Genomic DNA, 13596 nt, shown 5'->3' with positions numbered 1-13596 from the left:
TATGGTATATTATCTCCAGTGCCACTTTAGCTCAGTCGGTAGAGCGCATCCATGGTAAGGATGAGGTCCTCAGTTCGATCCTGGGAAGTGGCTCCATTTTTTTGCCCATTTTTAATTTTAAATTCTAAATTTTTTTCAAATTATGTTTTTTTATTTTTAAAAATTTATTTATTTTAAAAAAGTCCATCTTAATGATGAACTTTTAAAATTTTAATGATTTATTAAATTTAATTTTCTTAATAAGGTTAAAAATGCTGATAGTAAAACTGCTACTACAGAAGCTAGTACCATGCCTTGTAATTTGATTGAGCCAAATTTTATTGATAGACCTGAAAGTCCTGCTATAAATATTGTTGAGGTTAGGATTAAATTTATTGATTTTGAATAGTCTACTTTTTGGTCTACTAATAATCTGATTCCGCTTGTTCCTATCATTCCGTATAACAAGAAGGTTACTCCTCCTATTACATCTCCAGGTATTGTTTGAATTAAGGCTGCAAGTGGTCCTATAAATGCCATTAATATTGAAATTATTGCTGCTCCTCCTATTACTTGGACTGAATATACTCCAGTTATTGCCATAACTCCTATATTTTCACCATAGGTTGTTGTTGGAACTCCTCCAACTAATCCTGAAAGGGCTGATGAGAAGTTATCTGCAAAAATTGATCTGTGTAAGCCTGGATCTTCTAATAAATTTCTTCCTATAATATTGCTTGTTACAACTTGGTGTGAAATGTGTTCGCTTGTTATTACTAATATTACTGGTAGCATTGATAAAACAGCTTCTATTGAAAATTTTGGAGCTGAAAAATTTGGTAGGGTAAATAATTTTGCTTGTAAAACTGGTGTGAAATCTACCATTCCAAAAAATATTGAACAAACATATCCTACTATTATGGAAATTAGTATTGGAATTGTTGAAAAAAATCCTTTAAAAGAAACTGATCCAATTATTGCTGTAAATAAGGTTATTGCAAAAATTATAAAATCTTTATAATTTGCAGTTTCTGTCATTATATTTGCTCCGATTGAACCGCCTGTTACTGTGTTTCCTGCAAGCTCAAATCCTATAAGTGCTACAACAGATCCCATAGCTGCTGGTGGTAATACCACATCAATCCATGAAATTCCAAATTTATATATTATAAAGGCTAAAAAACAACCCAGAATTCCGACCACAATAAAAGCACCTTGAGCGTATTGAAATCCTTGACTTGCAATTATAGCTGTTCCTGGTGCTAAAAATGCAAATGATGATCCCAAATAAGCTGGTGCTTTCTTTTTGGTAAATAATATAAATAATAAGGTTCCTATACCATTCATAAATAGTACAATTCCTGGATTTATTTTAAATAAAATAGGAACTAAAACACTTGCTCCAAACATTGCAAATGTATGTTGGATTGAAAGTGGTAATAACAATTTAAATGGTAACTTGTCTTCTACATGGTAAATTTTTTTAGAATTTTTCATAATACCTCCTTGTATACATCAAGAGTTATATTAGCAAAAATTGCATTAATTGTCAATATTTTTTGTAATTATTAATTTTTTAAATTTTTAAGCATAATAAAAGACCCAGCATAAGCTGAGTCTAAATTTTTTATGTATATATCTTATTCTGCTGGTGAGATTGCTTCTACTGGGCAAACTGCTGCACAAGATCCACAGTCGATACAAGCATCTTCGTCTATTTCGTATGCTGCGTCTCCTTGTTCAATTGCTTGAACTGGACATTCACCTTCACAAGATCCACATGATATACATGTATTTTCATCTATTCTATAAGCCATAATATTACCTCCTATTTTGTTATATCATTATTATAGTAGTTAAATTTATTAATGTCAAATGATAGTAAATCTCAATTTTTCTTTTTTAATAGCTATTTATCAACCACTCTTCTTATATCTTTTGGACAATAAGATTTTTCAATTTCAGTATCATCTTCTTCGATTCTTACTCTTATCTTACATTTTTCCTTGACATAATTATTTTCAACAACGACCCCTATTCCATCTTCAGTTTGAATTTTTTCTCCAACTTTTGGCATAGCTTTTTTGGCTATTTTATAATTTTCATTTTCGTAGGATAAACAACACATAAGTCTTCCACAAAGACCTGAAATTTTATTTGGATCTAGGGTAATATCTTGCTCTTTTGCCATTTTTATTGATAGGGGTTCAAAATCGTTCAAAAATCTTGCACAACAACATTTTTGGCCACAAATTCCTACACTTGAAACCAATTTTGCATGATCTCTTACTCCAATTTGCCTAAGTTCAATCCTGTTTCTATAAATTGATGCAAGTTCTTTTACTAATTTTCTAAAATCAACCCTATTATTTGATGAAAAATATATGAGCAATTTTTTTCTATCAAAAGTAAATTCTGCTTCTATGGCATGGAGATTTAAACCTAGTTTTTCTGCTTTTTTTTGACAAATTTCTACAGCTTCCTTGGCATCTTTCTTGTTTTTTTCGAATTTTAATAGGTCATCTTTATCAGCTTTTCTGATTATTTGATTTAAATCATGGTCAAACTCATCTTCTTTGATTTCTCTTATGGAAGTTTTAACACTTCCCATTTCAATACAAGAATTAGAGCTAACTATAACTTTATCTCCAATTTCTAAGTCAAAATCCAACGGATTATAATAATATATTTTTCCAGTTTTTTTAAAGCTTACCCCTACTACCTTCAATACTCTTCCCCTCTCTATAAATAAAAATAAGGAAATTTTCAACTGACATGTCGAAATTTGCATTATTTTTAAATCCTTTTGTTATTTGCTCAATTTTTTTTATTATCCTATCAATAGAATCAAAAGGTAATTTTTCTATTTTTCTAAGATAAAACAGTATTTTCTGATTTTCATTTAAATTATTTTTATAGTATTTTAATTTTACCAAATTATTAAAAAAATTTAAAATTTCTCCAAATAATTCTTCTTTATAGTCTTTCGCTTTGGCAAAAAAATCTTTATTTTTATAATAAAAAGAAAAATTTCCAGAAATTATCTCACTTAATACATAAGATAGTTTTTCCTTATCTACAAATTCATTTTCTACCTGACTTTTAAAATTAATAATTTGACATCTTGACCTTATAGTTTTGAGCAAACTATGAGCATTATTTGTTGTAAATATAAGGATAATGTAAGATTTTGCCTCTTCAATACTTTTTAAAAGAGCATTTGAGCTTTCAATACTTAAATTTTCACTATCCTTAATCACGTAAATTTTAATTTTCCCATTAGTAGGCCTAAGATACATATCTTTTATTAAATACCTAATGGTTTTTATACTTATATTTTTTTCCTTTTCATCTTTTTCAATTATTTCAAAATCAGAATTTTCTTCAAGTTTTGTATCAATGCCATATTTATTAAAGACATGCGTAGAAAATTCCAATGCCTTTTCTAGATTATATGTGGAATTTCTAGATTCAAAAATATAGGCATTGGAAAGTTTGACATTTTCTATTTGATTTTTTAAAATTTCTGTCATTTTAGATTCTTATATATTGGTCAACATCTAAAATAAATACTGTAGCTCCTCCAACATTTACATCTACTGGTGCACTTGTTGCCAAAAGTGGAGAATCTGCTGTAGGATTTATAATTGATGATTGGGTTGTTCTTTTTTTACAATTATCTTCAATAATTTGTTTTACTTCTTCAAGATTTTCTTCTTCAATTCCTATAAGAAGTGTAGTATTTCCTTCTCTTAAAAATCCACCTGTTGTTGCAAGTTTTGTAACCCTATATCTCTTATCTGTCAAAGAATCCATCAAAAAGTTTGCATCTGCATCTTGAACTATAGCTATTAAAAGTTTCATTTTTTCTCCTTTAAATAAGTTTTAATTACATCTAAACAATCATTAACAACTGTTTCTACATCTTTGTTAGCATCTATCGAAATAATTTCATCCTTAAATTTTTTAGATAAATCAATATAACCGTCATAAGTTTTTTTGTGAAAAGAATCATCTTCATTTTCCAAACGATCTGATACGAAATTTCTTCTTTTCCTATCAATAGCAGTTTTGTAATCTATATTTAAAAACAAAGTTAAATCAGCTCTTATTTCTCCAATGGCAAAATCATTTATATTTTTAACCTCGTCAATACCAAGACCTCTTCCAATACCCTGATATAACATAGAACTCATTACAAACCTATCGCAAAGAATAATTGATCCTTTTTCCAATAAGGGCCTTAGTTTTTCTTCAACCAATTGAGCCCTGCTTGCAGCATACAATAAAGCCTCACACCTTGATGACATTTTTATATTTTCATTATCTAAAATAATTTCCCTGATTTTTTCTGAAATTTCCGTTCCGCCAGGTTCCCTAAACTTATATATATCATACCCATCTTGCAAAAGTTTCTTATAAACTTTCTCCAAAACAGTAGTTTTTCCAGAACCATCTGGACCTTCAAATACAATTAATAAACCTTTCATGACTTTATTATACAATAAATTGAAAAAAGATTAAAATTTGAAAAACAAATTAAAATTTCGTAAAAAAAAAGACCATAAAGGTCTTTGTTTCTTAGACTTATTCTTCGTCTTCTTTTTCTTCAGTTTCATCAACAGTTGGTACGTCAGCTGCAGATTCACTTTCTTCATCATCAACAACAACTTCTTCTTGAGGTTCTTGAAGTGAACAAACAACTTCATCATCTTCAAGTAAGATATTGATATTTTCATTTTTAGCAATATCAAGATCAGCTACTGTGAAAGCATCTCCAATTTGCATTTCTGTTACAACAACTTCAGCATATTGTGGGATATACATTGGTAAACATTCAACTTCAACAGTATCAATATTTTGAACTAGAACTGAAGGTTCAACCCTAATATCATCTCTTCCACTTAAGTAAACTGGAACTGTAACTCTAATTGCTTCTTTTGCATTGATTGCTTGGAAATCTACATGGAAAAATTGAGATTTGAATGGGTGCATTTGGTAATCTTTAATAAGTACTGGTAACTTTTCTCCATCAAGATCTAAGTCAATAATTGTAGATGTACCTGCTTGAGATAATACTTTTTCAAAATCTCTTGAAGTAAATTGTACATTTATATTTTCTTTATCTTTACCATATACAACACCTGGTACAATAGCTTGTTGTCTAAGTTTATTAACTTTATTTTTTCCGACAGCTTCTCTATTTTCTGCTTTTAAAACTATATCTGCCATTGTTTCCTCCTTATTTTATCTAACTTTCATACTGATTAATTATACCTTATTTAAAAGGATTTGACAATAATAATATTATAATTTAAATTTTTTCAAAAAAATCAAAAAACTGGGTATATAAATATAGAAACGATTATACATTTAGGAGGTATAAATGACAGAAAGAAAGAAAAAATTCGGTGAAGAAGAAATTACAGTAATCGGAGAAGAATTAAAGATTGGAGATATTGCACCTGATTTTAAAGCAATAAATAACGACTTGTCAGAATATAATTTTTACAAAGATGAAGAAGGAAAAATAAAAATAATTTCAGTAGTGCCATCACTTGATACATCTGTTTGTGAAATTCAAACAACAAAATTCAATAAGGCTGCTGCAGAAATTAGTCCTGACGTATCAATTATAACAATATCAAACGACCTACCATTTGCTCAATCAAGATTTTGCTCAGCAAAAGGAATAGATCAAGTAAAAACAGTATCAGATTATAATTACCTAGATTTTGCTGAAAAATATGCAACTTTAATCAAAGAATTAAAACTACAAAACAGAGCAGTATTCGTTGTAGACAAAGATAACAAACTAGCTCATGTAGAATATCTAGAACAAAACACACAACTACCAGACTATAAAGCTGCAATAGAAGCCGCAAAAAAAATAGTCTAAAAAAATAAATCTTTAAAATCACAAAAATTCACAAAAAATAGCTAGAAAAATCTAGCTATTTTTTTGTAAATAAAAGGCAAACCCAATTGAGTTTGCTCTTAAAATTCATATAATATTCAAATTAAACTTACAAAACTATTTAGTAATCAAAAATTCATTATAAGCATCCCTATCATACACAACATCAAGCTCACCAATGTAAGCTGTGTATTTATTTGGGTAGCAGAAATGCTCTTTATATCTATATAAGCCATCATTTTTATCTAAAGAAAATACTCCTCCAAGGTCTAGAGATTTGTATCCATTTTTTACACCGTATTTAACTTCTTCCCAAAGCATATTATAATTTGGCATTTTATTTCTTTTTTCATTAGAGCTTGCAGCGTATAGATAAGTCAATCCATCCTTATAAGGAACAACAATTGATGAGCACAAAACTTCTCCCTCAAAATATGAAGAGAAAATTTTACATCCATAATTTTCAACAAGTCTTTTGTGATATTCTTTAGGTCTGTAAGTAATCCCTTGTCTTTTTGCCATTATCTCAGTAAGTTCATAAAAATCATCTAATGTTTTCTCATTTGTTTCAATTTTTGTTTCAATACCAGCTTTAATAGATTTTCTAATATTATATCTTCCCTTACTAGAAAAATTATCGAATATTTTTTCTTCATCACCGAGTGACAAATCAATTACCATATTATACCTTGGTTGAGTAAAACTATGGATAGGATCGCAAACCGATCTAAAATCATAGCCCATTTTTTTGTATTCATAAATTGGTCTTTCCTCAAATTTAAATTGAGGGTCAATTCTTAAAAGAAAAGCATTATATTTATCTTTTAGAGTTTCAGCCTCTTTAATTAGCCTATCAACTAATTCATAATCAGTAAAATCACAAACTGGACCTCTTGGTGCGTACAAAAAGTGTTTACCATTTTTATTTTTTATTCCAAGTACTGACATACCCGCAATAATCTGTTTATTTTCCTCTATATATACAAAATCATGAGTCCAATTATTCTTAACCTTAGACCAAGCAGGATCTTGATAAAAGGTTCCGTAAGGTGAATTTTTTACAAACTCTTCGTATCTTTTTAAATCTTCATTTGAATTTACTATTGGCATTATTACTCCTTAAATAAATTAATATTAAAAATCATTGTTCTTATTACTATACTATAAAATAAATTTATTTAAATATTAGCACTATAAAGCAATCTTTCAATTAAAGATAAAGTTGTAATAGATCCTACTCCATTTCTACATGTAACAACTTTAACATCCAAGTCTTCAATGCTTTTATAATCTATATCACCATACATTTTTCCATCCATAAAACTTGTACCAGCATCTATTAAAATTTGACCATTTCTAAAATAATCAAGATTATAATAATTAGCCTTGCCAATTGCTGAAATAAAAATATCAGCATTTTTGATTTTATATTTTTGATTTATAGATTTAGAATTAAATAAAGTTACTGTTGCTTTTTTAAAATTTAAATACATAGACAGGGGTTTACCAATAACATTTGTCGAATTTGCAATTATTATATCCTTACCTTTTAAATCTATATCCATATATTCTATAAATTTAATAATAGATCTTGCAGTTTGTGGTAAATTTTCAAAATTTTTATCCATTATTTTCCCTAAAGAATCATACCTAAAACCATCCAAATCACAAAATGGCATGTTTTTTCTTAAATAAGTTAAATCAGTATTAATTGATAAAGGTTGAAGGATTATAAAGCCGTCAACATTTTTTAAATTCTTACAATATTCAATAATATCAATATGATTTTTATCATCTTCAAAATTTTTATCTATATATTCTATTTCAAATTCACCACATCGTTTCATTATAGCTTTTTTATATTGTAAAACTGATAAATTTTTACCTTGAGAGATTATTAATAATTTTTTACTTTTTTTTGAATTAGTAATTCTTTCTAATAAATTTTTTTTAATTTCTTTTGAATTTATAATTTTCATTTTCCCACCTAAAAAACACCCCTCAGGGTGTTTTTTTCATTTTTTAATTAAAATATTCTTCTTACTCCAACATTAACTGCTTTATACCAAGGATCATATACATTACCTGTACAAACCCCTGTGCTTGGTGTTGATGCGTGAACAAAATTTCCACTAGAATCTGTTACTATACCTACGTGATCTACTCCACCATTGTATGAGAATAACAAAATATCTCCCGCTTGAAGATTTCCTAGACTTACTGCATATCCATTTCCAGCTTGTCCAGAAGTTGTTCTAGCAATATTAACTCCAACTTGTTTATAAACGTATTGAACTAATCCAGAACAATCAAATCCACCAGGTGCGGTTCCACCCCAAACGTAAGGATTTCCGACTAATGATGAAGCTATATTTGCTACAGCTTGTCCACTTGCTGATACTTGTGGGGCTTGTTGAACAGATGCTTGTTGAGCTTGTACATTTCTAGTTTGTGTAGTATTTTGTACAACTTGTTGTGGTTTTGATACTTCAGTATTTGATAATAAGTTTGCACTTACGTATCCTGTTTGTCCATTGTAATTTACTTTTAACCAACCGTTAGCTAATTGTCCGCTAACTTTATCACCCATTGTATAATTTCCAATTATATTGTTTGAAGTTGATGCTCCTGCTCTTACATTCAATGCAGCAGTATTAACCCAACCAGTGTATGCTTGAGATTGAACTGTATTTTCTTTTTTTGCAGGTGCTGGAGCTTGTTGATTATTTTGAGTTTTTGTTTCTTGTTTATTTTCAACTACAGGTTTTTTAACTTCTGTATTTGAAAGATAATCAGCTGAAATGTATGCTACTTGTCCATTGTGGTTAACTTTTAACCAACCATTTTCAAGTGTTCCTGATACTTTATCACCCTTAGTAAATGCGCCAAGTATACTAGAATTTGTATTTGCATTGCTTCTTAAATTAAGAGCATTAACATTTACCCAACCTGTAAAACTTGTTGCTTGTGCCATTTGATTTTCAGCTTCTTTTTGAGCCTTTGCTTCTTCAGCTTTTTTAGCTTCTTCTTGAGCCTTTGCTTCTTCAGCTCTTTTAGCCTCTTCTTGAGCTTTTGCTTCTTCAGCTTTTTTAGCTTCTTCTTGGGCAAGAACATCTTCAGTGCTAGCTTGTTCAACTTCAGTAACTTCTACGGCTTGATCAGATAAAAAGTCTAATTTTATGTATCCATTATCAGTTTTTAACCAACCATCTTCAACTATACCTTTAACTTTATTATTTTTGCTTAATACATCTATTACGTTATTTTCTTGATCAGATTTAGAAGATCTAAGATTTAATGAATCTACAGCTACAAATTTTTCAATTATTGAGCTTTCTTCTAAAACTTGACTTACTGTATTTTCTTCCTTATTGTCTTCAGCTTTATTTTCTTCAATTTTTTTATCTACAGCTTCAACTATAGCATCTTCACTAGATGATTCTATTATAGATGGATCAGCTAAATTTCTAACTTTTGATAATTTAGCATCTTCATTGTTTTCAGCTTTTTCTGCAAATTTTGTATTTTTAACTTCATTAGAATAATCTTTTTTTACAGATTTAACTTTTGACGCATATTCTTTTTCAATAAAAGAAACATTATTATCTAATACTTTCTTTGATTGATCTTCTTTATCTAAATTATTAATCGTTGAAGCATAAGCTGTCGCGCCAATTGTTACTGCAGCTAATACTCCTATAGTCGATCCAATATTTTTCTTACTCATCTTCTTCCTCCGTCAAAATATATTTTTCTACTCTGTTATGAAATCTAAAATAATGATATATCTTTTTGACAAAATAGTCAATAATAAGTTACAAAAAATTTACACTTTTTATCCATTTTTTTTATATTAATTTATGAAAACACTTGTACAAACCCAATTTATATAAATATTTACATAATTAAATTTATTTTAGTAACTTATTTTAATTTTTTTTATGAATTGTTACAATTTTATTTTTTAAAAAAATAAAAAAAAACTATCCAAATAAATGGATAGCTAAATTTAAAAATTAAGAGTAAATCTGTAAGCCGTGTTCTGTTAAAAATAATCATCTATCTAGGCTAATTGTCACCAATTAGCTCAAGCGAACTACCATACTGGACCGTTTCGAGTAGAAAACCTAATGTCCCTTTTGTTCTTGCACCGGATGGGGTTTACACAGCATAATTATCACTAATTATCTGGTGAGCTCTTACCTCACCGTTCCACCCTTACCAAAAAATTTTGGCGGTATACTTTCTTTTGCACTTGCCTGAAGGTCACCCTTACTAGACGTTATCTAGCATCCTTACTCTGTGGTGCACGGACTTTCCTCGTACTTGACGCGATTATTCAATTTACTCCATTAGATATTTTATCACTTTTTTTTATTTTGTAAAGATTTAGAAAAATTCCCTAAAAAAATCTTCTTGTGAATATGTGTAAATTCCTGTTGCAAAATTATTTTCTAATAAATCTTTAATCATATAAATCACATGATTTTCGCTTGCAAAGTGTCCTGGATCTATAATATTTATGTCTTTGTAATTATCCAAGGCCTCATGATATTTAACATCACTTGTAAGAATTAAATCGCACTTTTTATCTATTGCATCTTTAATAAACTCACTCCCAGCTCCGCCACAAAGTGCAACTTTTTTAATTTTTTTATCTTTATTTCCATAAAGTATTAGACCCTTGCACTTTAATTTTTCTTTTACAAATTCTGCAAAATCAGCTGAAGATATTTCATCAACAAAACCAAATCTAGCCATTGGTTTTTCATTTTCTGTATCAAGATTAGAAATTTTTTTAAGCTCTAATATTTTAGCTAGATTATCATTAACTCCACCTTCTCCAATGTCTAAATTTGTGTGCATAGCATAGACACATATATCATTTTTTATTAATTTTTCTATTTTTTTGCTGTAGTCTTTTCTAAAATCTAAGGATTTTATTGGTGAAAACAAAAGAGGATGGTGGTTTATTATTAAATTACATGATTTTTTCTTGGCTTTTTCAATTGTTTGATCATCAAGATCCAATGAGATCATGATATTTTTAAGGTCATTTTCAATATTTCCAATTTGAAGCCCAGAATTATCCCAATCTTCTTGTAAGTCTAAAGGAAATTTTTTTTCTAAAAAATTAATTATATCTTTTATCTTCATAATTTTTCACCTCTTCTATAGCTTTTATTCTTTCTTCAATTAGGTCAAGTCCTTCTTTATTTTCTGAGAATTTTTCTATATTTTCCTTAAATTTTAAATTTTTCCTATAAATTTGCTCCAGTCTCTTCTTTAATAATGGGTTAAAATCTTGGTATATAAATTTTCCAAAATAAATTTCACCTAGGGACAATTTCCTATCTTTTCCATTTTTAAACCTTATTATATCGTAGTGCTTTCTACCATCTTTAATAAGAAAATCTTTATCTATATAAAAATTATTTTCATTTAAAAATTTTCTTAATTTTTCATTGCCTATATTTCCTTCACAAATTACATAATCAAGTTTTCTTACTTTTTCAATATTTTTATTTAAAATTTCAAGTATTGTAACAGCACCCATGCCTGCAATTATTGCAATTTGATTTTCTTTTACTTCTACCTTATATAGGCCATCACAAACTTTTGTTCTTATTATTTTTTTTAAATTTTCATCTAATTTGTCTTCTAGTTTTTGAAGGCTTTTTTTTGAAATATCCGTTGCTAGTATATCGTTAGAAATTTCATTTTTTGCTAAATATAAAGGGACCAATCCATGATCAGTCCCTATATCAATTACGCTTTTACCTTCTTCGACTAGATTTGCAATTTTTTCTAATCTTTTAGTAATCTTCATTTTATAAAAAGTCTTTCAATAATTCACTCTTATTTGGCGATTTTAATTTTCTTAACGCCTTTGCTTCTATTTGTCTAATTCTTTCACGTGTTACATCAAATTCTTTTCCAACTTCTTCAAGAGTTCTTGGAGTTCCATCAATTAGACCAAATCTTAATTGTAAAACTCTTTTCTCTCTTGCTCCAAGACATGATAAAACATCATTTAATTGGTCTCTAAGCATTGAATAGTTTGCTGCATCATCTGGATTTATTGCTGTATCATCTTCAATGAAATCTCCCAAATGGCTATCTTCTTCTTCCCCAATTGGTGTTTCCAAGCTTACTGGTTCTTGGGCAATTTTTCTGATTTCTTGAACCTTTTCAACTTCAATTCCCATTTGCTCAGCAATTTCTTCATTTGATGGATCTCGTCCTAAATCTTGAACTAATTGTCTTTGAATTCTAACTAATTTATTTATAGTTTCAACCATGTGAACAGGAATTCTTATTGTTCTTGCTTGGTCGGCGATTGCTCTTGTTATAGCTTGTCTTATCCACCAAGTTGCATAGGTTGAAAATTTAAATCCTCTATTATAGTCGTACTTGTCTACAGCTTTCATCAAGCCCATATTTCCTTCTTGGATCAAATCCAAAAAGCTCATGCCACGACCCACATATTTTTTTGCAATTGATACAACAAGTCTTAAGTTTGTTTCAGCCAATTTTTGTTTTGCCCTATTTGCATCAAAAATTGCCCTATTTAATCTTTTTATATCATCTGCATCAAATCCATGATCTTCAAAAATTTTATTGCAAAGATTTTTTGTTTTTGCAAATCTTTCCAAATCTTTTATGCTTGTTTCTGATAAAGCCTTGTAATCATAAACTTGTTTTGCCTTATTTGAAAAATTAATTAAATCATTTATTAATAATTTGTCATTGGTTTTTAAAATTTCATTTTCTGCACCCTTTTTGTAAAGGTCTGAAAAGGCCAAATAAATTAATGATACAATATCATCAGATTCTTTTGTTGCAACCAAGTTTCCAAAATTATCAAACAAATCACACAAAATATTTGCTTCTTTTTCGCTTAATTCTTTATCAGCTATAGATTTTTGAGCTATATTACAAATTAAAATTTTAGATCTTATAGCCTCTAATTGATCTTCTGTTAATTCTTGATTTAACATATTTTCAAATTGATGACCAATTTCTATTAAAGACTTAAGATTTGTTTTTGTTTCCTCATCAAATTCTTTATTATCCAAAATTAACTGATTTGCTCCAAGTATAGTTAGGGAAACATCGCCATAAAAAATATCCAAAGCTAGTTTTATTTTGTTTTGTTTGGTAAGTTTTTTGCCGCTTTTACTCCTAAAAGCAATATCACCTAACTCCATTTTTTTTGCCAAAAATATTTCTTCATGAGCATCCAAAAGCTTAACCTTACCAATTTCTTTTAAATACATTTTTACTGGATCATCTAATTTTAAACCAGTAATTGTATCATCTTGAATAAGTTTTTTTTCTAACTTTTGCTTATGATAGACCTTTTTCATGTGATCTTCAAGTTTTTCGTCAGAAAAATCTTCGTCCTCATCTTCTATATCATCTAATATATCTTCATCTTCATCTATTTCTACTTCTTCGTCTTCGTCTAAGACAGTTCTTTGTTCTTCAACAATCTCTATTCCATTGGATATAATTTGGCCTATAACATATTTTTTGCTTTCATCTTCCATTTCTTTAAAACTCTCAAAGGTGTAAACTTGTTTGTATGTTACAACACCGTCTTGAGATTCACTTATAGATTTAAATTCATCTATAATTTCTCTAAGAAGATCATCCTCTAGCATTTTCTCGTTATCACTTGTCATAAGTCTCCCCTC

At 28.6% G+C, this 13596-nt stretch carries 14 protein-coding genes, 1 tRNA gene and 1 other RNA gene; 2 read left to right on the top strand and 14 right to left on the bottom strand.

What is annotated here, in order from left to right; translation table 11 throughout:
* Nucleotides 1-20 precede the first annotated feature (20 nt).
* Nucleotides 21-96, top strand: a tRNA-Thr gene (locus BN2087_RS05820).
* A gap of 114 nt (nucleotides 97-210) precedes the next feature.
* On the opposite strand, the gene uraA is transcribed toward BN2087_RS05820, so the two are convergent.
* From uraA to BN2087_RS05785, 7 genes are all read right to left on the bottom strand, one after another.
* The gene (gene uraA, locus BN2087_RS05815; protein ID WP_049690885.1) at nucleotides 211-1476 is read right to left on the bottom strand and encodes a uracil permease; all 1266 of its coding nucleotides are present in this window, start codon (nucleotides 1474-1476) and stop codon (nucleotides 211-213) included.
* A gap of 143 nt (nucleotides 1477-1619) precedes the next feature.
* Entirely contained in the window at nucleotides 1620-1796 is a 177-nt protein-coding gene (locus BN2087_RS05810) for a ferredoxin family protein (protein ID WP_004813856.1), read from the bottom strand.
* Nucleotides 1797-1888: 92 nt separating this feature from the next.
* Nucleotides 1889-2707 carry a PSP1 domain-containing protein gene (locus BN2087_RS05805; protein WP_049690884.1) on the bottom strand — a complete coding sequence of 273 codons (819 nt, stop codon included), beginning with the start codon at nucleotides 2705-2707 and terminating at the stop codon, nucleotides 1889-1891.
* Nucleotides 2682-3512, bottom strand: coding sequence for a DNA polymerase III subunit delta' (locus BN2087_RS05800; protein WP_049690883.1), 831 nt, complete (start codon nucleotides 3510-3512; stop codon nucleotides 2682-2684). Before BN2087_RS05800 ends, BN2087_RS05805 begins: the two co-directional genes overlap by 26 nt.
* Nucleotide 3513: 1 nt before the next feature.
* Nucleotides 3514-3843, bottom strand: coding sequence for a cyclic-di-AMP receptor (locus BN2087_RS05795; RefSeq protein WP_049690882.1), 330 nt, complete (start codon nucleotides 3841-3843; stop codon nucleotides 3514-3516).
* A complete protein-coding gene (gene tmk / locus BN2087_RS05790; protein ID WP_049690881.1) occupies nucleotides 3840-4469 on the bottom strand; it encodes a dTMP kinase in 630 nt (209 codons plus the stop codon). Before tmk ends, BN2087_RS05795 begins: the two co-directional genes overlap by 4 nt.
* A gap of 97 nt (nucleotides 4470-4566) precedes the next feature.
* Nucleotides 4567-5211, bottom strand: a complete 645-nt coding sequence (locus tag BN2087_RS05785; RefSeq protein ID WP_049690880.1) for a 50S ribosomal protein L25 — start codon at nucleotides 5209-5211, stop codon at nucleotides 4567-4569.
* Nucleotides 5212-5365: 154 nt separating this feature from the next.
* Between BN2087_RS05785 and tpx the strand changes: the two genes are divergently transcribed.
* The gene (gene tpx / locus BN2087_RS05780) at nucleotides 5366-5878 is read left to right on the top strand and encodes a thiol peroxidase (RefSeq protein WP_049690879.1); all 513 of its coding nucleotides are present in this window, start codon (nucleotides 5366-5368) and stop codon (nucleotides 5876-5878) included.
* A 135-nt stretch (nucleotides 5879-6013) separates the two neighbouring features.
* On the opposite strand, the gene BN2087_RS09125 is transcribed toward tpx, so the two are convergent.
* From BN2087_RS09125 to rpoD, 7 genes are all read right to left on the bottom strand, one after another.
* Nucleotides 6014-7006, bottom strand: coding sequence for a lipid II:glycine glycyltransferase FemX (locus tag BN2087_RS09125; protein WP_082144184.1), 993 nt, complete (start codon nucleotides 7004-7006; stop codon nucleotides 6014-6016).
* Nucleotides 7007-7074: 68 nt separating this feature from the next.
* Entirely contained in the window at nucleotides 7075-7875 is an 801-nt protein-coding gene (locus BN2087_RS05770) for a bifunctional 5,10-methylenetetrahydrofolate dehydrogenase/5,10-methenyltetrahydrofolate cyclohydrolase (protein WP_049690878.1), read from the bottom strand.
* A gap of 47 nt (nucleotides 7876-7922) precedes the next feature.
* Nucleotides 7923-9623 carry a C40 family peptidase gene (locus tag BN2087_RS05765; protein WP_049690877.1) on the bottom strand — a complete coding sequence of 567 codons (1701 nt, stop codon included), beginning with the start codon at nucleotides 9621-9623 and terminating at the stop codon, nucleotides 7923-7925.
* Nucleotides 9624-9911: 288 nt separating this feature from the next.
* Nucleotides 9912-10247, bottom strand: an RNA gene (rnpB, locus tag BN2087_RS09030) — RNase P RNA component class A.
* Nucleotides 10248-10285: 38 nt separating this feature from the next.
* Entirely contained in the window at nucleotides 10286-11053 is a 768-nt protein-coding gene (locus BN2087_RS05760; RefSeq protein WP_049690876.1) for a Nif3-like dinuclear metal center hexameric protein, read from the bottom strand.
* On the bottom strand, nucleotides 11031-11726 hold the full coding sequence (locus BN2087_RS05755; protein WP_049690875.1) for a tRNA (adenine(22)-N(1))-methyltransferase: 696 nt from the start codon (nucleotides 11724-11726) through the stop codon (nucleotides 11031-11033). Before BN2087_RS05755 ends, BN2087_RS05760 begins: the two co-directional genes overlap by 23 nt.
* Nucleotide 11727: 1 nt before the next feature.
* A complete protein-coding gene (rpoD, locus tag BN2087_RS05750; protein ID WP_082144183.1) occupies nucleotides 11728-13584 on the bottom strand; it encodes an RNA polymerase sigma factor RpoD in 1857 nt (618 codons plus the stop codon).
* Nucleotides 13585-13596: the final 12 nt, after the last annotated feature.

The sequence above is a fragment of the Anaerococcus jeddahensis genome, from assembly GCF_001182725.1.
GTDB lineage: Bacteria > Bacillota > Clostridia > Tissierellales > Peptoniphilaceae > Anaerococcus > Anaerococcus jeddahensis.
The sequence above is the reverse complement of the archived record's forward strand: the minus strand, read 5'-3'. Positions and strand labels throughout refer to the sequence as shown.